General features: G+C 73.0%; 16 protein-coding genes and 1 pseudogene. 10 read left to right on the top strand and 7 right to left on the bottom strand.

The features are described from left to right. The first annotated feature begins 177 nt into the window (after positions 1 to 177). From AC6CKD_RS16110 to AC6CKD_RS16095, 4 genes are read left to right on the top strand one after another with little or no spacing between them, the layout of a single operon-like run. On the top strand, positions 178 to 1,326 hold the full coding sequence (locus AC6CKD_RS16110) for an aliphatic sulfonate ABC transporter substrate-binding protein (protein WP_498328005.1): 1,149 nt from the start codon (positions 178 to 180) through the stop codon (positions 1,324 to 1,326). A gap of 34 nt (positions 1,327 to 1,360) precedes the next feature. Further along, positions 1,361 to 2,155, top strand: coding sequence for an ABC transporter ATP-binding protein (locus tag AC6CKD_RS16105; RefSeq protein WP_478687585.1), 795 nt, complete (start codon positions 1,361 to 1,363; stop codon positions 2,153 to 2,155). After that, positions 2,142 to 3,026: an ABC transporter permease gene (locus AC6CKD_RS16100; RefSeq protein ID WP_498328004.1), complete on the top strand. Its 885-nt coding sequence runs from the start codon at positions 2,142 to 2,144 to the stop codon at positions 3,024 to 3,026. Before AC6CKD_RS16105 ends, AC6CKD_RS16100 begins: the two co-directional genes overlap by 14 nt. 5 nt (positions 3,027 to 3,031) lie before the next feature. Further along, entirely contained in the window at positions 3,032 to 3,805 is a 774-nt protein-coding gene (locus tag AC6CKD_RS16095; protein WP_498328003.1) for a sirohydrochlorin chelatase, read from the top strand. 132 nt (positions 3,806 to 3,937) lie between these two features. Here the strand turns inward: AC6CKD_RS16095 and AC6CKD_RS16090 are convergent, their stop codons facing one another. Further along, on the bottom strand, positions 3,938 to 4,942 hold the full coding sequence (locus AC6CKD_RS16090) for a ketopantoate reductase family protein (protein ID WP_498328002.1): 1,005 nt from the start codon (positions 4,940 to 4,942) through the stop codon (positions 3,938 to 3,940). Positions 4,943 to 4,986: 44 nt separating this feature from the next. On the opposite strand from AC6CKD_RS16090, the gene AC6CKD_RS16085 reads away from it, so the two are divergent. Then, positions 4,987 to 5,844, top strand: coding sequence for an aldo/keto reductase (locus AC6CKD_RS16085; RefSeq protein ID WP_498328001.1), 858 nt, complete (start codon positions 4,987 to 4,989; stop codon positions 5,842 to 5,844). An 82-nt stretch (positions 5,845 to 5,926) separates the two neighbouring features. Here AC6CKD_RS16085 and AC6CKD_RS16080 read toward each other — a convergent pair whose 3' ends face one another. Together AC6CKD_RS16080 and mgt are read right to left on the bottom strand one after the other, a co-directional pair. Beyond that, positions 5,927 to 6,490, bottom strand: coding sequence for a DUF1697 domain-containing protein (locus tag AC6CKD_RS16080; RefSeq protein ID WP_498328000.1), 564 nt, complete (start codon positions 6,488 to 6,490; stop codon positions 5,927 to 5,929). 35 nt (positions 6,491 to 6,525) lie between these two features. Continuing rightward, positions 6,526 to 7,784 (bottom strand): annotated as a pseudogene (gene mgt / locus AC6CKD_RS16075) (macrolide-inactivating glycosyltransferase). Positions 7,785 to 7,850: 66 nt separating this feature from the next. Here mgt and AC6CKD_RS16070 point away from each other — a divergent pair. Both AC6CKD_RS16070 and AC6CKD_RS16065 read left to right on the top strand, forming a co-directional pair. Next, on the top strand, positions 7,851 to 8,717 hold the full coding sequence (locus AC6CKD_RS16070) for a phosphotransferase enzyme family protein (protein WP_498327999.1): 867 nt from the start codon (positions 7,851 to 7,853) through the stop codon (positions 8,715 to 8,717). Between the two features lie 23 nt (positions 8,718 to 8,740). After that, the gene (locus AC6CKD_RS16065; RefSeq protein WP_498327998.1) at positions 8,741 to 9,379 is read left to right on the top strand and encodes a hypothetical protein; all 639 of its coding nucleotides are present in this window, start codon (positions 8,741 to 8,743) and stop codon (positions 9,377 to 9,379) included. Positions 9,380 to 9,395: 16 nt separating this feature from the next. On the opposite strand, the gene AC6CKD_RS16060 is transcribed toward AC6CKD_RS16065, so the two are convergent. Continuing rightward, positions 9,396 to 9,986, bottom strand: a complete 591-nt coding sequence (locus tag AC6CKD_RS16060; RefSeq protein ID WP_498327996.1) for a DUF2867 domain-containing protein — start codon at positions 9,984 to 9,986, stop codon at positions 9,396 to 9,398. A gap of 95 nt (positions 9,987 to 10,081) precedes the next feature. On the opposite strand from AC6CKD_RS16060, the gene AC6CKD_RS16055 reads away from it, so the two are divergent. After that, complete coding sequence (locus AC6CKD_RS16055) at positions 10,082 to 10,639, top strand: TetR/AcrR family transcriptional regulator (RefSeq protein WP_498327994.1); 558 nt, start codon at positions 10,082 to 10,084, stop codon at positions 10,637 to 10,639. A gap of 18 nt (positions 10,640 to 10,657) precedes the next feature. Here AC6CKD_RS16055 and AC6CKD_RS16050 read toward each other — a convergent pair whose 3' ends face one another. Together AC6CKD_RS16050 and AC6CKD_RS16045 are read right to left on the bottom strand one after the other, a co-directional pair. Further along, positions 10,658 to 11,401, bottom strand: coding sequence for an exonuclease domain-containing protein (locus tag AC6CKD_RS16050; protein ID WP_498327993.1), 744 nt, complete (start codon positions 11,399 to 11,401; stop codon positions 10,658 to 10,660). Between the two features lie 92 nt (positions 11,402 to 11,493). Then, entirely contained in the window at positions 11,494 to 12,774 is a 1,281-nt protein-coding gene (locus AC6CKD_RS16045) for a DUF5919 domain-containing protein (RefSeq protein ID WP_498327992.1), read from the bottom strand. Positions 12,775 to 13,094: 320 nt separating this feature from the next. On the opposite strand from AC6CKD_RS16045, the gene glgX reads away from it, so the two are divergent. Continuing rightward, positions 13,095 to 15,209, top strand: a complete 2,115-nt coding sequence (gene glgX, locus AC6CKD_RS16040) for a glycogen debranching protein GlgX (protein ID WP_498327991.1) — start codon at positions 13,095 to 13,097, stop codon at positions 15,207 to 15,209. Here the strand turns inward: glgX and AC6CKD_RS16035 are convergent. Continuing rightward, the gene (locus tag AC6CKD_RS16035; protein WP_498327990.1) at positions 15,194 to 16,480 is read right to left on the bottom strand and encodes an MFS transporter; all 1,287 of its coding nucleotides are present in this window, start codon (positions 16,478 to 16,480) and stop codon (positions 15,194 to 15,196) included. The genes glgX and AC6CKD_RS16035 overlap by 16 nt on opposite strands. Before the next feature lie 82 nt (positions 16,481 to 16,562). Here AC6CKD_RS16035 and treY point away from each other — a divergent pair, with 82 nt between their 5' ends. Continuing rightward, positions 16,563 to 18,926 (top strand): malto-oligosyltrehalose synthase, encoded by a 2,364-nt coding sequence (gene treY / locus AC6CKD_RS16030; RefSeq protein WP_498327988.1) that lies wholly within the window; start codon positions 16,563 to 16,565, stop codon positions 18,924 to 18,926. Positions 18,927 to 19,135 lie beyond the last annotated feature (209 nt).

The raw sequence follows: 19,135 nt of genomic DNA, 5'->3' as shown, positions 1-19,135 counted from the left end.
GGGCGGCCGCGTAGGCAGCGGCTCCCTCGGCAGCGGCCAGGGAGGCGTGGGGCGATGTGCGTGATGACGTACGCGCACCGCATGCGCGCCCACACCCCCCACGAGCCGTACCTGCCCTTGCTCCACAGACGAAGACCCGCGTCGTGACCTCACGGCGCATCGAGAGGAAGCCCTCCCGTGCCTGCCATCGGTACCACCCGTTCCGCGAATCCCCGTAGTGGTCTTCGCCGCGGCATCGTCGCCGCTGCCGCCCTGCCGCTCCTGATCGGCGCGCTCGCCTCGTGCGGCTACGGCTCCGAGGCAGCGAAGGACGACGCTCCCGCGAAGGAGAACGCCGCCGCCGACGCCGGCAAGAAGCTGTCGGCCTCCGAGGTTCGCATCGGCTACTTCCCGAACCTGACGCACGCCACCGCGCTGGTCGGCCTCCAGGAGGGCCTGATCGCCAAGGAGCTCGGCGCCACCGCGATCAAGCCCCAGGCGTTCAACGCCGGTCCGTCCGAGATCGAGGCCCTCAACGGCGGCTCTCTCGACATCGGCTTCATCGGCCCCTCGCCGTCGATCAACGGCTACGTCAAGTCCAAGGGCTCCAACCTGCGGATCATCTCCGGCTCCGCCTCCGGCGGCGTGAAGCTGGTCGTGAACCCGGCGAAGATCAAGACCCTGGACGACCTCAAGGGCAAGAAGATCGCCACCCCGCAGAAGGGGAACACGCAGGACGTCGCGTTCCTCAACTGGATCTCCGAGAAGGGCTGGACGGTCGACCCGGAGTCCGGCAAGGGCGACGTCTCCGTCGTCCGCACGGACAACAAGGTCACCCCGGACGCCTTCAAGTCGGGCTCCATCGACGGCGCCTGGGTGCCGGAGCCCACGGCCTCCAAGCTCGTCTCCGACGGCGGCGCCGTCCTCCTCGACGAGACCGCCCTGTGGCCCGACAAGAAGTTCGTGATCACGAACATCATCGTGTCGCAGAAGTTCCTCAAGGAGCACCCGGACGTCGTCGAGGCCGTGCTCAAGGGCACGGTGAAGACCAACGAGTGGATCAACGCCAACCCGGACAAGGCGAAGGCCTCCGCGAACGCGAAGCTGGCGGCGGAGGGCGGCAAGCCGCTCGACGCGAAGGTCATCGACCCGGCGTGGCCGAGCATCCTGGTCACCGACGACCCGCTGGCCGAGACGCTGAAGGCGCAGGCCGAAGACGCGGTCGAGGCGAAGCTCATCGAGCAGCCCGAGCTGGCCGGCATCTACGACCTGACGCTCCTGAACAAGGTGCTCAAGGCCGCCGGCAAGCCCGAGGTCTCCGACGCCGGTCTCGGCGTCACCAAGTAACCCCGTAATCCAGCAACCCCAGGAGGTGACGACCATGGCCACCACGCTTGCCAAGGCTGCCGAGGGCACCGTAGCGGAGCAGACGCACGCCGCACGCATCGAGCACGTTTCGAAGTCCTTCTCCGGCCCGGCCGGATCGCAGCTCGTCCTGGACGACATCAGCCTCGATGTCGCTCCCGGAGAGTTCGTCACCATCCTGGGCGCCTCGGGGTGTGGAAAGTCCACCCTGCTCAACCTGGTCGCGGGCCTGGACAAGCCGTCCGCGGGGTCCATCGAGACCCCCGGCGGCCGTCCGTCGCTCATGTTCCAGGAGCACGCGCTCTTCCCGTGGCTCACCGCGGGCAAGAACATCGAACTCGCCCTGCGCCTGCGCGGGGTGGCCAAGGCCGAGCGCCGTCCGGAGGCCGAGCGGCTGCTGGAGCTGGTCCGGCTCTCCGGCTCGTACGGCAAGCGGGTCCACGAGCTGTCCGGCGGCATGCGCCAGCGCGTGGCCCTGGCCCGGGCGCTCGCCCAGGACAGCAGGCTCCTGCTGATGGACGAGCCCTTCGCGGCGCTCGACGCCATCACCCGCGACGTGCTCCACGGCGAGCTCACCCGCATCTGGGCCGAGACCGGCCTGTCCGTCCTCTTCGTCACGCACAACGTCCGCGAGGCCGTACGGCTCGCGCAGCGCGTGGTCCTGCTGTCCTCGCGCCCCGGCCGGGTCGCCAAGGAGTGGACCGTGGGCATTCCGCAGCCGCGCCGCATCGAGGACGCGGACGTCGCGGAACTGTCCCTTGAGATCACTGAACACCTGCGTGGGGAGATCCGCCGCCATGGCCAGCACTGAAACGAAGGCGAAGACGGACGACCTCGCGGGCCTGGAGGCCGGCCTCGACGCGCTCGATGCCGTCCAGACCCACCGCACCCCGGTCCGCGAGGTCCTCGTCAAGAAGGTCCTGCCGCCGATCATCGCCGTCGGCCTGGTCCTCCTCATCTGGCAGATCCTCGTCGCGGCGAAGGTCACCGACGAGACCAAGCTCCCCGCCCTTTCCGCGGTCTGGGACAGCCTGTCCGACATGTGGTTGAAGGGCACCCTGCTGGAGGTCATCTGGACCTCCGTGTCGCGCGGTCTGCTCGGCTTTCTGATGGCCCTGGCCATCGGCACCCCGCTCGGTCTGCTCGTCGCCCGGGTGAAGTTCGTCCGCGCCGCGATCGGCCCGATCCTTCAGGGTCTGCAGTCGCTGCCCTCGGTCGCCTGGGTGCCCCCGGCGGTGCTCTGGTTCGGGCTCAACGACGCGATGATGTTCACCGTCATCCTGCTCGGCGCCGTCCCGTCGATCGCCAACGGCCTCGTCTCCGGCATCGACCAGATCCCGCCGCTGTTCCTGCGGGCCGGCCGCACCCTGGGCGCCACCGGCCTGCGCGGCGCCTGGCACGTGGTCATGCCGGCCGCGCTGCCCGGGTACCTGGCCGGCCTCAAGCAGGGCTGGGCGTTCTCCTGGCGCTCCCTGATGGCCGCCGAGATCATCGCCAGCTCCCCGGACCTGGGTCTGGGCCTGGGCCAGCTCCTCGAAAACGGCCGCAACAACATCGACCTGCCGGGCGTGTTCCTCGCGATCATCCTGATCCTGGTCGTCGGCATCGCGATCGACCTGCTGATCTTCAGCCCCGTCGAGCGGTGGGTGCTGCGCACCCGCGGCCTGCTGGTCAAGAGCTGATCAGCGTGTCGGCGCACTCCACGCACTCCCCCGCCCTGCTGGTCATCGCCCACGGCAGCCGCGACCCGCGGCACGCGGCGACCGTGCACGCCCTCACCCGGCGGGTACGGGCGCTGCGTCCGGGGCTGCGCGTGGAGACCGCCTTCCTGGACTTCGACACCCCGACCGTCGACCAGGCGGTCGCCGCGCTCTACCTGTCGGGCGTACGCGAGATGGTGGCGCTCCCGCTGCTCCTGACGCGGGCGTTCCACGCGAAGTCCGACATCCCGGCGGTGCTCGCCGGAGCCACGTCCCACCTGCCGGGCCTCTCGGTCCGCATCGCGGATGTGCTCGGCCCGTCGCCGCTGCTGCTGGCGACCCTGGAGCGCCGGCTGTGGGAAGCCGGCCTCACCCCGGCGGACCGCGCCACCACCGGTGTGGTGCTCGCGTCCGCCGGTTCCTCGGACCCGGAGGCGATCGCAGTGATCGCTGAAACCGCGCGGGAGTGGCGGCACACCGGTTGGTGCGCCGTGCGGCCTGCGTTCGCCTCCGCTGTTCTCCCCCGGACGGAGGACGCCGTACGGGCGCTGCGCGCGGAGGGCGTCCGCCGGATCGCGGTGGCCCCGTACGTCATCGCCCCCGGGCGGCTCCCCGACCGCATCGCCGCGGGCGCCGAAGCCGCCGGCGCCGACGTGGTCTCCGCCGTCCTGGGCCCCTCCCCGGAACTGGCCCGCCTGCTGCTCCGCAGGTTCGACGCAGCAACCGTCACCCCGGCCCGCATCCCGTCCCTGGCGGCCTGACCCGGTCCTCAAACGCCGGACGGGCTGGATGTGCCGCTACGCGACAAAATTCAGCCTCGCCGGCGTTTGAGGCGCGGGGTCTGGGGCGGAGCCCCAGGGAGCCCCGCAGGGCCGCACCCCCGCAGCCGACGGCTAAGCGCGTGCCGCGGCCTCGTCGGCCAGGGCCGTCAGGTCCTCGACGGACATCGCCCCGGGCGGCAAGCCCTCCCGCGCGAAGATGTTCGCCGCGTGCCGCAGCGTGTCGTTGACCGGCGTAGCGACCCCGTGCAGCCGCCCCAGCAGGACGACCTCCCCGTTGAGGTAGTCCGCCTCCACCGACCCGGTCCCCCGCGCCAGGCTCTGCCAGGACGACCCGCCCCGCACCGCCCCGGCCGGCGCCTCCACCTTGCCGTCGCGCGCCGCGGACTGCTCGGCCTCCGAGGCCCAGGCGATCCCCGCGGCCGCGAAAGCGGCCTTCGCCTCGCGCACGGCCCGCAGCAGCAGCGCCGCCTTGGCGGGCTCCGGCTCGGGACCGGTCGTCGCCTGGATCGCGTTGCCCAGGTTGCCCAGCAGCTTGGCGTACTTCCACCGCATCACGTCCTCGACGACCGGCGCCCCGAACCCGGCCTTCTCCAGGTCTGCCGCGATCCGCCGGGCCCGCCCGTCGGCGCCCCCGGCGGCCTTCCCGAGGTGCAGGATCCCGGTCAGCGGAGCACACACCGCGGAGACCACGCCGGGCTCCAGGAAGGTCGCCGGCAACCACACGCAGACCCCGTACACGCGCGCGAAGCGCCGTAGGGCGAGGCGTTCGCTCTCCACGCCGTTCTGCGCGCACAGCACCGGCAGCCGCTGCGCGGCCGTACCGCCGCCCGCGACCTCCGCGTGGGCCCACGCGTCGAGCGCGGCCAGTGCGTCCTGGGTCTTCACGGTCAGCAACAGCACGTCGTCGGCGCGCAGTTCGCCCAGCTCGGCCGGGGCCGTGACCACGGGCAGCCGGTGCACGCGCTCCCCGTCGGCCGTCGTGAGCCGCAGCCCGTTCGTCCGCAGGGCCTCCGCGTGCGGGCCGCGCGCGACGAGGACGACCTCGTTGCCGGATTCCGCGAGCCGTCCGCCGATGGTCGCGCCGATCGCTCCGGCGCCGATGATGATGTAACGCATGCCACGAGCCTGGCACATCGGCGGGCCTGGGTTACCGTCGGGCCATGTCTGTTGACGTGGATGAGACGTTCGCCCTCGGCGGGGACCTGCCGGTACGCCGCCTCGGACTCGGCACCGGCGGCCTGGTCGGCGCCGGCTACTGGGGTCCGCGCGCCGCCCGCCCCGCATCGGTCGCGCTGCTGCGCACCGCCGTCGCACGCGGGGTCACCCTGATAGACACCGCCGACAACTACGGCCCCCACCTGGCCGAGGAGCTGGTCGCCGAGGCCCTCCACCCGTACGGGGAGCGGCTGGTGGTCTCCACCAAGGGCGGGGTGGTGCGCACCGGCCCCGACGAGTGGCACGCGGCGGGCCGCCCGGAGGACCTGCGTTCCATGTGCGAGGCGAGCCTGCGCAGGCTCCGGCTGGACCGGATCGACCTGTACCAGCTCCACCGCTTCGACCCGGCCGTCCCGCCGGCGGAACAGCTGGGCACGCTGGCCGAGCTCCGGGCGGAGGGCAAGATCCGCCACATCGGGCTGAACACGGTGACGGCGGACCAGCTCCGGCAGGCCCTGGCCCTGGTGCCGGTGGCCTCGGTCCAGAACCCGTACAACCTGCTGGACCGCTCCTCGGCGGAACTCCTCGCCCTGTGCGAGGAGCGCGGCATCGCCTTCCTCCCGTACTACCCGCTGGGCAGCGGCGCCCTGACCCGCGAGAGCGCCGCCGCGCTGACGGCGGTCGCCGCCGAACACGGCGCGTCCACCGGCCAGATCGCCCTGGCCTGGCTCCTCCAGCACTCCCCGGTCCTGTGCCCCACTCCGGGCACGGGCTCCGTGGGCCACCTGTCGGAGAACCTGGACGCGGCCACGGTCCGCCTGACCCCGCACGAGATGACCCTGCTGAACGGGCTGGCGGACTGAGCGGCGCCCACCGGTGGGCGGCCGCGTCCCGGGGCTCGGGGTCCGCGGTGGTGCGGTGGGCGAGGCCGGTGAAGTCCGTGCGTCAGTCCCGCGTGAGTTCCACGAGCTTGGCGACCGTGTTCCAGTTGCGGGTGGTCACGTCCAGGCCCTTGACCACCGCCGGCTTCGCGAGGGCCTCGCCGAGTTTGGAGCGGCCCAGGCCGTTCGGGGCGTAGAGGTAGATGACGCGGTCGCCCACCCGGTACTCCTCGGGGAGGTACGCGGGGGCGTCGATCGAGGCGAAGCGGGACTCGGCGGGCTGCTCGGAGCAGAAGGTGACGTGGAGCTGTTTGCCTTCGAGGTCGGCGGCCGGGAAGGGGCAGGCGTCGGCGACGGCGCGCAGGTAGGCGCCGTCGACCACCAGGCAGGCGACCCGGAAGCCGTAGTGGGCTTCGATGGCGGCCTCCAGGTCGCGGGCGAGGGCGGTCGGGGGCTTGCCCGTCGTACTGGTGAAGACGGCGTTGCCGCTCTGGAGGTACGTCTGCGCGTCCTCGTGGCCGAGGCCGTCCAGGACCTGGCGCAGCTCGGCCATCGGGACCTTCTTGCTTCCGCCGACGTTGATGCCCCGGAGCAGCGCCGCGTACTTCGCCTTGGTCTTCTTGGTCATGTCCGCACGATAGGCCTCGCCCCTGACAGTGCCGGTCATGCGGGCAGTTCGGCCTCGATCAGGTCGGCCGCCCGCCGGGTGCCGCCCTCGGTCGCCATGTCGCGGCGGATCCGGTCCGCGCGGGCGGCCACCTCCGGGTCGGCGACCAGGGCGAGGACGGCTTGGCGCAGGGTCGCGGCGTCCGCCTCGGCCATCGGGACGTGCCGGGCGACACCGAGGGCGGCCAGCATGTCGGCGTTGCCGAACTGGTCGACGGCCTGCGGGACCGCGACCATTGGGGTGCCGGTGGCCAGGCCTTCCTGGCAGCCGCCCGTGCCCGCGTGGGTGATGAAGGCGTCGGCCCGCCTCAGGATGTCCAGTTGGGGAACCCAGCGGTGGACTTCGACGTTGGCGGGGACCGCGCCGAGCTCGGCCTCGTCGGTGAACTTGCCGATCTGGAGCACCACGTGCCAGTCGGGCAGGTCCCCGAAGGCCTCCACGCAGGCCCGGTAGAAGGCGGGCTGCTTGGTGAAGGTGGACCCGAAGGAGACCAGGAGGACCTTCTTCCCCTCGGCTCCCGCGGGGGGCGTCCAGGTGCCCTGGGTGGCGCTGCGGTCGCCCTGGCAGGCGCCGACGAAGGTGTACACGGCCTCGTCGACCCGGTCGGCGTGGGGCTGGAGGGCGCGCGGGATGAGTACGACGCTGCGCCGGGGGCGGCCCACGAAGCGGTCGCTGTCCTCGTCGATGCCGTTCTCGTCGAGCCAGGCGCGGAAGCGGGCGTAGTACGCCTTCCCGCGCTCGGACGCCCGCAGTTCGGCGGTCATCGGCCCGGCGACCTCTTCCTCGTAGCCGGTCCAGGCGACCAGGGTCGGGGAGAGGGAGACCGCGGGGACGCGCCAGCGGTGGGCGAGGACGATCGCGGGATAGGCGGTGATGTCGTGGAGGACGAGGTCCGGCTCGTCGCCGTCGAAGGCGGCCGCGAGCTGCGGGAGGGCCTGGACGGCGTCGGCGAGGAAGGGCTCGATGTTGTCGATGAGTTCGGTGCCCCACGCGTCGGGGTCCTCGTCGGTGGGCAGCGTGGAGTTCCAGATCACCGGGGTGGCACCGGTCTCGGCGATCTTGTCGGCGTACGCGGCGGGGATGGCGTAGCTGACGCGGTGGCCACGGGCGACCAGTTCGCGGATCACTTCGATGCTCGGGTTCACGTGGCCGGCGGCGGCGATGGAGAACATGGCGATGTGGGCGGGCTTCGGGGTCGTGGTCATGAGGAGAAGATAACGAGACGAGACGTCTCGTGCAACCTGTTGGGGGCAATCCGCAAGGACGGGCCGGATGCGAAACTTGTCCGGTCATGAGCACGGACGGACTGCGGAGAGACGGCATGGACGAGGCAAACGCCCGGGAGGCCCTGGCGGCGGCGGGCCTGGCACGGGCGGGGTCGCCCGCCCCCCGACTGCTGGCCCTCGGCGAGAACGCCGTCTTCGCGCTCGACGACGGCCTGGTCGCCAAGGTCGGCCGGGAGGCCGCGCTGCTGCCGCGCGCCCGGTTGGAGCTCGCGGTGGCGGGCTGGCTGGCGGAGTCCGGGATCCCCGCGGTCCGCGCGGCCGAGCCGGAGCCCCGGCTGGTGGACGGACACCCGGTGACGTTGTGGCACCGGCTCCCCGACGCCGTCCGCCCGGCCGGCCCGGCGGACCTCGCGGCGCTGCTGCGGCTGATCCATGCCTTGCCCGCGCCCCCCTTCGCACTGCCCCCGCGCGATCTGCTGGGCGGGGTCGAGCGCTGGCTGCGACTGGCGGGCGGGGCGATCGATCCGGCGGACGCCGCGTACCTGCGGTCCCGCCGCGACGGGTACGCCGCACAGGTCGCCGCCCTCACCCCGCACCTCGCGCGGGGCCCGATCCACGGCGACGCGCTGCCCCGCAACGTCCACGTGGGCCCGGACGGGCCGGTGCTCGTCGACCTGGAGACGGTCTCCGCCGACCTGCGCGAACACGACCTGGTGGTGATGGCCCTCTCCCGCGACCGGTACGGACTGCCCGGCGCCTCGTACGAGGAGTTCACGGCGGCGTACGGCTGGGACGTCCGCGACTGGGAGGGCTGCGCGGTCCTGCGCGGCGCCCGCGAAACGGCGAGCTGCGCCTGGGTCTCCCAGCACGCCCCGGCCAACCCCAGGGCCCTGGCCGAGTTCCGCCGCCGGGTGGCCTCCCTGCGCGAGGGGGACCCGGAAATCCGCTGGCACCCGTTCTAGCGGTGCCGTATCCCTTTACCCCTATGAAACTGCCCCTCACCATCCACCGGGCCCGGCTCGGCCCGCTGGAGTTCAAGGTGATCCGCCCGGCCCGCCCGCCGGCCCGCGCGGTCCTGTCGGACGGCAACTGGCGCCTGCACGTCCAGGTCGACCAGGGGGCCGCGCAGCTCATCGCCGGGCTGTGGTCGCTCGCGGCCACCTCCCCGCGCTCGCTGGTCCACCTGCCCCTGCGGCGCACCGACCCCGACACCGGGGCACCGGGCCGCGACCTGGTCCTCCTTCACCACTCGCTCCAGTTCGCGCCCTCGCGCTGGAAGGAGCTGCGGGCCCGGTTGGGCCCGGGCCGGCCGCGGACCGCGGACCTTCCCGGACCGGCCTCCTCCACCCCGGTGGTCGACCCCTGGCCGGAGCGGCGCCACGCGGAGAACCGGGACCGGTTCCACCAGCACGTCCACGCCGGGACGCTGTTCATGACGGGGAGCGCCAAACTCTTCGCCGACACCGCGCGGTTCTTCGCCGACGTCGCCCACCAGGGCCCCGGGTACGTCTTCGCCCACCCCGACCACCGGCACTACTGCGCGACGCTGGGCGCCTACGACAACACCGTCAGCGCCGGCAGCGGGATCCACATCGTCTACCGCGACCGGTGGCCGGCCCCGTGAGCACGTCTCCCCCGGATCAGCCCGCACCGGAGACCGAACGGTCCTGCCACTCGCGGCCGATGCCGCGGATCATCGCCGGGTACACGCCCAGATAGCGGAAGGGCTTGATGCCCAGCATGTAGACGGCGCCGAGCAGGCCGTTGGGCTTGACCAGGACCGCCATCTGGCCGCGGTAGCCGCCGCTGCCGTCCGGGACCCAGCTGATGTGCATCACGCCGTGCACGGTCCGGTTGGCCGTCTCCGCCGCCCACTCGTCGTGCGTCTGGTAGACGGAGCTGAACGGGACCGAGCCGAGGTCGGGCCCACGGGGACCCTCGCGCAGGTCCGCCGGCAGCCGGTCGCGCAGCGTCGCCACCCGGCCCCCGACGCCGTCGGCGGGCTTGTCCCAGCCGAAGAGGGCCCCGAGCTTCCAGCGGATCGCGAAGAGCGCGCGGCCCACGAAGGAGGGGACGGGGTCTCCGCCGCTCGCGAACTGGCGCACGAGCCGTTCGAGGTCGTCCGGGCCGCCGGGCGTCGGCAGCTCCCACACGTCCTCGAGGTGGAAGTCTCCGGCGATCTCGTGGATCCGCCAGGGACGGTCGGTGTGCGCGGTACTGGGGAGTCTCATGAGCAAGCCCCTATCTATACGATGCCGTATAGAAGAAGGTTAGCCGATCTATACGGCACCGTATAGATCAAACTCGTGCAGGACGGGGAGACATCGTGGGCGCGACCCGCACGCCGCGGCGCGGCTGGATCGAAGAGGGACTGCGGGCGCTCGCCGCCGGGGGCCCCGAGGCGGTCCGGATCGAGTCGCTCGCACAGTCCCTCGGCGTCACGAAGGGCGGCTTCTACGGGCACTTCGGCAACCGTGACGCCCTGCTCGCCGAGATGCTCGAGACCTGGGAGCACGAGGCCGCCCAGGTCGTGATCGAACAGGTCGATGGCGCGGGCGGAGACGCCAGGGCCAGACTGAAGCGGCTGTTCGCGATCGTCTCGGTCGCCGAGGGGCCGACGCAGGGCGTGGCGGCCGAGCTCGCGATCCGCGACTGGGCCCGGCGCGACGAGTCCGTCGCGGCGCGGCTGCGGCGCGTGGACAACCGCCGCATGGACTACCTGCGTTCGCTGTTCGGCGCGTTCTGCGCCGACGAGGACGAGGTCGAGGTCCGCTGCATGATCGTCTACTCCATGCGGATCGGAGACCACCTCATCGCCGCCGACCACGGCGGCCGCAGCCGCGCCGAGGTCATGGAGCTGACCCGCGACTGGCTGCTGCGGTAGGACCCCGCCCCTCGCGCGTCAGACCCGGTACGGCACGACGGGCCAGGCCCGCTCGACTATCGCCTCGGGGTCCGAGGTGCGCCGCAGGTAGCTCTGCAGCGAGGCCGCCTGCTCGGCAGCCGCGCGGATCTGGAGCTCGTGCAGGTCCGCCAGGGCGACCGTCCCTATCGCCGCGTGCACGGCACCCATCCGCCGCGCGGCGCGGGCCGCCGCCAGCGCGTCCGCACCCGCGTCGTGCGCCGCCTCCAGGGTCACGCCGTAGTGCTCGCAGAGGGCCTGGAGCGTCCGCCGCCCCTTGCGGTAGCGGTCCGCGTGCTTGTCCAGGACCAGGGGGTCGATGACGGGCGGGGCGGACCTCGCCGGCCAGCGCTCGCCCAGCGGACGGATCCCGTGGCGGCGGCACTCGCGGTCCAACAGGGTCAGGTCGTACCGCGCGTTCATCACCACCAGCGGTGTTCCCGAGCTCAGCGCCTCCACGAGCGTCCCGGCGATCTCCTCGATCGCCGGAGCCGCCGCCATCCCCCGGGAACGGGCGTGGTCGGTGGAGATGCCGTGGATGGCCGAGGCCTGCTCCGGGATGGGAACGCCCGGATCGACCAGCCACGTCCGCTCCCGCGCCACGTGCCCGTCCGGCCCAACGGCGACGACGGCCGCCGTCACGATCCGGTCGGACTCGATGTCGGTCCCCGTCGTCTCCAGATCGAACGCCACCATCGGCCCGCCGTGCCAGTCCCCCATCCAGTCCCCCGCCCATTCCCCCATCGCGCGCCCCCCGTACCCGTCCCGCTACGTCAACGGCTTTCAGCCTGCCACGGGCCACTGACAGCCCCGGAGCCGGGGGCGGCCGCCACCGCTCACGACACCGGGCGGGAGTCCTGCCAGATCGACTCGAATTCCTCCCGGTAGGTCGGGAACAGCCCGTGCTCGTGGCCGGGCCGCACCTGCGAGGCCCGCCCGCCGCCCCGCAGGACCAGGACCGGCGCCTCCATGCCCCGGGCCCGGCGCAGGTACGACTGGACCACCGCGATGCCCGAGGACTCGCCCTCCACCAGGTACGCGGTGAAGCGAGGGGTCTCGTCGAAGACGTGGATCTCGAAGCCCGACGCGTCGCGCAGGCCCGCCCGGACCCGTCGCACGTGCAGGATGTTCATCTCCACCGACCGGCTCAGCTCGCCCTTGCGCAGGCCGAGCTCCCGCTCGCGCCGCTTGACCGCGCTGCTCGCCGGGTTCAGGAACAGCAGCCGCACCCGGCAGCCCGCCTCGGCGAGGCGTACGAGTCTGCGGCCCGAGAAGTTCTGGACCAGCAGGTTGAGCCCTATGCCGATGGCGTCCAGCCGTCGCGCGCCGCCGAAGAGGTCCTCCGCCGGGAGCTGGCGCTGCAGCCGCACCCGGTCGGGGTGGACGGAGATGACGTCCGCGTACCGGTCGCCGACCAGGTCCTCCACGGCGTCGATGGGCAGCCGGTCCGCCGCCGGCGAGCCCGCGCCGCCGCCCAGTACCTCCAGCAGCCGCGCCGACGCCCGCTCGGCCTGTTCCAGGACGGCCCGCGACAGGGCGCGGTTGCGGGAGACGACGTTGCGCGTGACCTCCAGTTCGTCCAGCGCCTGCTCGATCTCGCGCCGGTCGTCGAAGTACGGCTCGAAGCAGGGCCAGTGCTGGACCATCAGTTCGCGCAGTTGCGGCAGGGTGAGGAAGCTCAGCACGTTGTCGTCGGCGGAGTCCAGCAGGTAGCCCTTGCGGCGGCTGACCTCGCGCACGGCGACCGCGCGCTGCACCCACTCCTGGCCGGCGGGGCCCGCGGCCGCCACCACCCAGTCGTCCCCGCCGTGCACGGGCTCGTAGACCGGCCGGAGCACCGCTCCGACCACGGAACGCAGCCGCTGTTCGATCAGGTTCAGCCAGATGTACGCACGCCCGGCGCGCTGGGCCCGGGTCCGGACCTCGCTCCAGGCGTCCGCGCCCCAGTCCAGCTCGGCACCGGCTCCCGCCTGCGCCTTCCCGGTCCCACCGGTCTCCGGCGGGGCCAGCGACACGGCTCCGGCGGGGATCCCGCCGACCGTCCCGCCCGCGGCGTCCGCCGGGCCGCCCTCGTGACCGCTGTCACCAGGGGGCAGCTCCAGACCTCCCGAGCTCACCCGTGCACCGCCTCCTGCGTCTGGACGCCCGTCTCCAGTGATCACGGAAGGGTACTCCGCGCGCGCGGCACCCTGCAGCCCGATGCGGGCCCCTGCGGCCCGACGCGGGCTCACGGTCCGTACCCGAGCCGTCCGTTGGCCCATTATCCGCTCTGCCGACGATCGGATCTCCCCATGGTCGGCCCACCCTCTTATCAGCTCTCCGGGTCACCCGGTAGGACCCGCCCAAGTCCCCGCGTGGAAGCCCTCTTTCGGGGAAGATCTGGCAGTACGTGGTCCACGCCGGATCAGCCCGACACCGAGGGGAAGAGTCGTTTTCTATGCAGGTCTGGCCGGGACAGGCGTATCCGCTCGGTGCCACGTACGACGGCGCCGGCACCAACTTCGCGGTCTATTCGGAGGCCGCCCGACGCATCGAGCTGTGTCTGCTGCACGACGACGGTTCGGAGACCGCGATCGAACTGCGCGAGACCGACGCGTTCGTCCGGCACGCCTACCTGCCGGGCATCATGCCCGGCCAGCGGTACGGATTCCGGGTGCACGGCCCGTACGAGCCCGAGCGCGGCCGTCGCTGCAACGCGGCGAAGCTGCTCCTGGACCCGTACGCGCGGGCCGTCGCGGGGAGCGTCGACTGGGGCGAGGAGGTGTACGGCTACCACTTCGGCCGGCCCGACTCCCGCAACGATCTGGACTCCGCGCCCAAGAGCATGAGTTCGGTCGTGGTCAACCCGTACTTCGACTGGGCCAACGACCGGCCGCCGCGCCACGAGTACCACCACACCGTGCTCTACGAGGCCCACGTGAAGGGCCTGACCATGCGTCATCCGGACCTCCCCGAGGAGCTGCGCGGCACGTACGGGGCGCTCGCGCACCCGGCGGTCATCGGGCACCTGACCAAGCTGGGGGTGACGGCGCTGGAGCTGATGCCCGTACACCAGTTCGTCAATGACCACCGGCTGGTGGACGACGGGCTCAGCAACTACTGGGGCTACAACACCATCGGCTTCTTCGCGCCCCACAACGGCTACGCCTCGGGCGACCGCGGCCAGCAGGTGCTGGAGTTCAAGTCGGCCGTCCGGGCCCTGCACGAGGCCGGCATCGAGGTGATCCTCGACGTGGTCTACAACCACACCGCCGAGGGGAACCACCTGGGCCCGACGCTGTCCTTCCGGGGACTGGACAACGCCTCGTACTACCGCCTCGCGGACGACCCCCGGCACTACATGGACACCACCGGCACCGGGAACTCGCTGCTGATGCGCTCCCCGCACGTGCTCCAGCTCATCATGGACTCGCTGCGCTACTGGGTCACCGAGATGCACGTGGACGGTTTCCGCTTCGACCTGGCGGCCACGCTGGCCCGCCAGTTCCACGAGGTGGACCGGCTGTCCTCGTTCTTCGACCTGGTGCAGCAGGATCCGGTGGTCAGCCAGGTCAAGCTGATCGCGGAGCCGTGGGACCTGGGCGAGGGCGGCTACCAGGTGGGCAACTTCCCGCCCCTGTGGACCGAGTGGAACGGCAAGTACCGCGACACCGTACGGGACTTGTGGCGCGGGCAGCCGCGCACGCTCGCGGAGTTCGCGGGCCGGCTGACGGGCTCCTCCGACCTCTACCAGGACGACGGCCGGCGGCCGCTGGCCTCGATCAACTTCACCACCTGCCACGACGGTTTCACCCTGAACGACCTGGTCTCGTACAACGAGAAGCACAACGAGGCGAACCGCGAGGGGAATCGGGACGGAGAGACCCACAACCGCTCCTGGAACTGCGGGGTGGAGGGGCCGACGGAGGACCCGGAGATCGGGGAGCTGCGCGAGCGCCAGATGCGCAACTTCATCGCCACGCTGATGCTTTCGCAGGGCGTGCCGATGATCAGCCACGGCGACGAGTTCGCCCGCACCCAGGGCGGCAACAACAACGCCTACTGCCAGGACAACGAGCTGTCGTGGGTGACCTGGCCGGAACCCGGCAAGCCGGCCCCCGCGCTGCTGGAGTTCACCCGGCGGATGGTGTGGCTGCGGCGGGAGCACCCGGTGTTCCGGCGGCGCCGGTTCTTCCACGGACGGCCGGTGGAGGGGACGCACGACGAGCTCTCGGACATCGCCTGGTTCACCCCGCACGGCGAGGAGATGCGGGCCCGCGACTGGCAGGCCCAGCACGCGCGGGCGCTGGCCGTGTTCCTGAACGGGGAGGCCATCTCGGAGCCCGGCACCCGCGGGGAGCGGATCACCGACGACTCGTTCCTGCTGATGTTCAACGCGGGCGCCGAACCGCAGGACTTCACGATCCCGGCCGGACACGGCAGCCAGTGGCGCCTGATCGTCGACACGGCGCGGCCTGAGGTACTGGCACCCGGTACCGGGCCGCAGTACGCGGCCGGGGACCGGGTGCCACTGACAGGACGGTGCCTGGTGGTGCTTCAGCGCCCGGCGTAGGCGGCGCCTTCCAGGACGGCGTCCGGAAGGAAGGCGCCCCCGCCGGAAGTCACCGGAGCGTGCGTACGGGCCGCCGGCACTCGGGTGACCAGGGCCAGGACCAGGCACAGGGCGGCCGCCCCCACGGCCACCGCGAAGGCGGCGGCGGGCCCGTACCACTCGGCGAGCCGCCCGGAGACGGCGAGCGAGGCGGCCTGGCCGGCGACGAGCGAGCTGGCGGCGAAGGCCATCGACTCGGCGAGCCGGTCCGGGCTCACCGCGCGCTCGGTGATGGCGAAGGCGGTGATCAGGTGCGGGGCGTAGGCGGCTCCGAGCACGGTCACGACCACGTACAGCGGCCACAGCGTCTCGGTGAAGAGCAGCGGCACGGAGAACACGAGCGCGGCGGCCGTGGCCCACCGCCAGCGCAGCCGCAGGCCGAAGCGGGCGGGCAGCGCGCCGAGCGAGAGGCCGACGGCGGCGCTGACGACCCCCATGGCCGCGTACACGATGCCGGCCTGGCCGGGGACGCCCAACTGTGCGGTAAGGGCGGCGATTCCGGCCTGGCAGGCACCGAACATGGCGCCCTGGAGGGCGAGGGAGCCCCGTACCGCGAAGACCACGCGCGGCGGGCGGACCCGGGAGCGCTCCTTCTCCCGGCGGGCTCCGGCGGGCACTGCGGCCGTGACGGCGGCGGTCGGGTGCACCGCGTAGAGCGTGCCGAAGACGGCGACGAGGGCGGCCGCGCCGCCGAGGGCGATGGCCGGGTGCAGGGCGAGGGTGGCCAGGCCCACGAGGGCGGGCCCGAAGACGAAGGAGACCTCGTCGAGGGTGCCCTCGAGGGAGTGGATGGCGCCCACGACGCCCTCGTCGGACTTGGCACGGTGGGCCAGGGCCACGGAGCGGGTACGGGCGAGCGGTCCGATCAGCGGGACGGAGGCCCCGGTGACGAAGCCGATCGCGGCGAGCGGGACGGTCGCGAGGTCCGAGAGGGCCCCGGCCACCAGGGCGGCGGTCGCCACCGCGTTGACCGCGGCGGCCGCCAGGACGACGGGGCGCTGCCCGTGCCGGTCGGCGAGCCGGCCCAGGACGGGTCCGAAGACCACCTGTCCGGCGGAAAGGGTGCCGCCGACTATGCCCGCGGTGGCGAGGGAGCCGCTGGTCTCGGCGACCAGCAGGACGCTGCCGAACTGCGCCATCGCGACGGGCAGTCGGGCGAGGAAGGAGATGAGCGGGAGTAGGGGCCCGGTCAGGGCGATGACTTTTCGATAGGTGTTGACGGTTCCAAACACTTGAGCAACGTTAACCCGGTGCAGTCACCCGGATGCATTGGGTAATGGCACGGAATCCCGCATCCTGGGTACGTACGTTCTCATGAGCCTGCCCCCGCGCACCGGTCGCACCCGTCCCGAGTTCAACCGGCCCGAACCCGATGCACCACCGACCGCCACCCCGGCGTCGACCTACCGCCTTCAGCTCCGCCCCGAGTTCACCTTCGGCGACGCGCGGGACGTCGTACCGTACCTCGCGTCGCTCGGAGTGTCCCACCTGCACCTGTCCCCCGTGCTGGAGGCGGTGCCCGGCTCGGCCCACGGGTACGACGTCACCGACCACACGCGGGTCCGGGTGGAGCTGGGCGGCGAGGACGGACTGCGGGCCCTGGCCGCCGAGGCCCGGGCGCACGGGCTCGCACTGGTGCTCGACATCGTGCCGAACCACATGGCACTGCCGGCCCCCCTCCGCCTCAACCGGCCCTTGTGGGAGGTGGCCCGGGAGGGTCCCGGCTCGCCGTACGCGCGCTGGTTCGACATCGACTGGGAGGCGGGCGGAGGACAGCTGCTGCTGCCCGTGCTCGCGGAGCCGCTGGATCCGGGATCCGTCGAGATCGCAGAGGTCTCCGTCGAGGCGGGGGCCGCGGGGCCGGTCGACCGGGCCGTGCTGCGCATCGGGAAGCTGGAGTTCCCGCTCCGGGAGGGCACGGCCGGGCTGGAGCCGGCGGCGCTGCTCGCCGCCCAGTGGTACCGGCCGGCGCACTGGCGGGAGGCCCGGACCGGCCTCAACTACCGCCGCTTCTTCACCATTTCGGAGCTGATCGGGGTCCGCGTCGAGGACCCCGAGGTCTTCGCCGTCACCCACGCGAAGGTGCTGGAACTGGTACGGGACGGGGTCGCCGAGGGGCTGCGGATCGACCACGTGGACGGCCTGGCCGACCCCGGGGGCTACCTGCGGCGACTGCGGGACGCCGTCGGCGGGGACTGCTGGGTGGTGGTCGAGAAGATCCTGGCCCGCGAGGAACGGCTGGCCCCCACCTGGCCGGTGGCCGGCACCACCGGGTACGACGCGCTGTACCGGGTGGACGGGGTGCTGACCGATCCGGCCGGCGCCGCACGGCTCGACGCCCGGTTCCGCGAGGCGACCGGGCAGCCCCGGTGGGAGCGGACGGCCGCGGCGAGCGCCCGGGAGGTCCTGACCGGGGACCTGGCCGCCGAGCTGGCCACCCTGGAACGGCTGTCCGGTACAGAACTCGCCTCGGCTGTACGTGAGTTGCTCGTCGCCTATCCCGTCTACCGGCCCTACCCCGGCGATCCGGAGCTCTCGCCCGAGGCCCTGGAACGGGCCGCCGCCCGGGCGGGTGCGGGCCCGGTGGCCGGCGTACGCGAGCTGCTGCTGCGGGATCCGGCCTTCGCGGCCCGCTTCGCCCAGACCTCGGCGGCCCTGCGCGCCAAGTCCCTCGAGGACAGGGCCTTCTACCGGTACGCCCCGCTGCTGTCGGCCACCGAGGTGGGCGGGGATCCGGGGGCTCCGGCGGTCACGGTGGCGGAGTTCCACGCGTACTGCGCCGAACGGGCGAGGCTGTGGCCCGCCGCCGGGACGGTGCTGACCACGCACGACACGAAGCGCAGCGCGGACGTCCGGGCGCGGATCTCGGTGCTCTCGCAGGACCCGGAGTCCGTACCGGAGCCGGCCGGAGCGGATCCCCAACTCGCCTGGGTGGCCTGGCAGACGGCCTTCGGACTCGGGGGCGGCGGCAACCCCGTGGTGCGCCGCGAGCGCCTCTGGCAGGCCCTGCTGAAGGCCGTCCGCGAAGCGGCCCTGCACACCACGTGGACCGAGCAGGACCCGGCGTACGAGGCCACGGTCCTGGACCACATCCCGGCGGCCGCACTCGAGCCGACCGGGCCCCTGGCGGCGGCGGCCCGCGCCAACCTGCTCGGGGCGGCGCTGCTGCACCTGGCCATGCCCGGGGTCCCGGAGGTCTACCAGGGCGCGGAGACGGAGTACCGGGCCCTGGTCGACCCGGACAACCGGGCGCCCGCCCGCTTCCCCCGGGAGGCCTTGGCCCGACTGGACGCGGGGGCCGCGCCGTCCGGGGCGGCCGAGGAGAAGCTGGCCCTCACCGCCGCCCTGCTGCGGCTGCGCCGGAGCCGGCCCGGGCTGTTCGCCGGCTACGCGCCGCTGCTCGCCCGGGGCCCGGCGGCGGAGCACTGCGTGGCCTTCGCCCGCTCGGCCGGCCTGGTGGTGGCGGCCACCCGCCTGTCGCACGGGCTGGCCCTCGCCGGGGGCTGGCGGAACACGGCCCTGCCCCTGCCGCCGGGACGCTGGCGGCGGCTGCCGCTCCTCGGGGCCGGGGCCGCGGGGGCCGCGGCCTCGTACGCGGGCGAGCTGCCGCTCGCGGAACTCCTGGGCGACACCACCCCGGTAGCCGTCCTTCTCCGGGAGGACCCGGCCCGGGCCTGAGCTGCTCCCCGCCCCGCCCTTTCGCCGTTTCCCGGGGCTCCGCCCCCGGACCCCGGTCCTCAAACGCCGGACGGGCTGGATTTTCCAGCCCGTCCGGCGCGGAACCCAGCCTCGCCGGCGTGTGCGGCGCGGGTCCGGTCCGAACCCGGGGAACGGGCGAAGGGCAGGTAGGGGACGGCCCCGCGCGGTTCCCGGGCCCGGCGAACACG

Source organism: Streptomyces sp. GQ60 (assembly GCF_059758875.1).
The sequence above is the reverse complement of the archived record's forward strand: the minus strand, read 5'-3'. Positions and strand labels throughout refer to the sequence as shown.